This window comes from Bacillus chungangensis, from assembly GCF_030812995.1.
Classification (GTDB): domain Bacteria; phylum Bacillota; class Bacilli; order Bacillales; family Bacillaceae_C; genus Bacillus_CF; species Bacillus_CF chungangensis.
In genome coordinates, this window is the sequence record NZ_JAUSTT010000058.1 from 1 (window position 1) to 1,623 (window position 1,623).

Annotated in this window: 2 tRNA genes and 1 rRNA gene; all 3 read right to left on the reverse strand. The window is 46.0% G+C overall.

The annotated features are described in order from the left end of the window. A 23S ribosomal RNA gene (locus tag J2S08_RS22295) occupies positions 1-687 on the reverse strand; the annotation flags it as partial. 533 nt (positions 688-1,220) lie between these two features. Then, a tRNA-Ala gene (locus J2S08_RS22300) sits at positions 1,221-1,296 on the reverse strand. A gap of 18 nt (positions 1,297-1,314) precedes the next feature. After that, positions 1,315-1,391, reverse strand: a tRNA-Ile gene (locus J2S08_RS22305). Positions 1,392-1,623: the final 232 nt, after the last annotated feature.

Here is a 1,623-nt window from a genome sequence, read left to right on the forward strand (position 1 = left end):
GACTCGCTTTCGCTGCGGCTCCGTCTTTTTTGACTTAACCTTGCATAAAATCGCAACTCGCCGGTTCATTCTACAAAAGGCACGCCATCACACATTAATGTGCTCTGACTACTTGTAAGCGCACGGTTTCAGGATCTCTTTCACTCCCCTCCCGGGGTGCTTTTCACCTTTCCCTCACGGTACTGGTTCACTATCGGTCACTAGGGAGTATTTAGCCTTGGGAGATGGTCCTCCCGGATTCCGACGGGATTTCACGTGTCCCGCCGTACTCAGGATACACTTTAGAGGGAACGAAGTTTCGACTACAGGGTTGTTACCTTCTATGACAGGCCTTTCCAGACCGCTTCGTCTACTCCATTCCTTTCTTACTCTATATAAAGTGTCCTACAACCCCAAGAGGCAAGCCTCTTGGTTTGGGCTCTTCCCGGTTCGCTCGCCGCTACTTAGGGAATCGATGTTTCTTTCTCTTCCTCTGGGTACTAAGATGTTTCAATTCCCCAGGTCTGCCTTCCATCTCCTATGGATTCAGAGAATGGATACTGTTCGATTAAGAACAGTGGGTTTCCCCATTCGGAAATCTCCGGATCAATGCTTGCTTACAGCTCCCCGAAGCATATCGGTGTTAGTCCCGTCCTTCATCGGCTCCTAGTGCCTAGGCATCCGCCATGCGCTCTTTCTAACTTAACCTCGTCACAAAAATAAGCTTCAAATATCGTTGTCAGCTTCGTTCATTCACATCCTCACGTACTGGTGTACGCTCCGGTGTTCATTCACTCGCTTCCTAGATCTTTTCGCTTCTTTTTGCTCCTTTGTCGTTGTAAAAATAAGCTTCAAAAATCGTCGTCAGCGCATTCACTCACATCCTCACGTACTGGTGTGCGCTCCGGTGTTCGCTCATTTGCTTCCTAGATCTTTTCGCTTCTTTTCCAACTATTATGCTCGAAAAATTTATTCTTCCGACTTTATTGGTGTGCGAATACACCATTTACGCTTTATGAATGGCATTCATAAAGACGTGTTTTCTCGGTTTTTTTGTTGTTTCTCCAATTATCTAGTTTTCAAAGAACAAGGCTACTAACTTCATTCACTACATGAATAAACTTCGTAGCGTTTGCTTCGTGCTGCCTTGCGACGAGGTGAACATAAGCTTCCTCGAATTCGCAGTGCCGAAGGAGCAAATAAAACTACTAGTTTCATTCACTTTTGAATGAAACTTTGTTTGGTGGAGCCTAGCGGGATCGAACCGCTGACCTCCTGCGTGCAAGGCAGGCGCTCTCCCAGCTGAGCTAAGGCCCCATTATGATCCAGTGGGGATGGTGGGCCTGAGTGGACTCGAACCACCGACCTCACGCTTATCAGGCGTGCGCTCTAACCAGCTGAGCTACAGGCCCCAATGGACTAAACATGGAAATAAATAAGCATCGATTAGAAGAGTAAATACTCGCTCTTTTCGTTGCTAATCCATCTTCAATATTTTCATCAAAGCTTTTTAAGCTTGCCGCTTATTATATGCTTTTTAAAAGGTTTAATCCTTCAAAACTGAACAAAACGAAAACGGTCAATTTCCATTTATCCTTAGAAAGGAGGTGATCCAGCCGCACCTTCCGATACGGCTACCTTGTT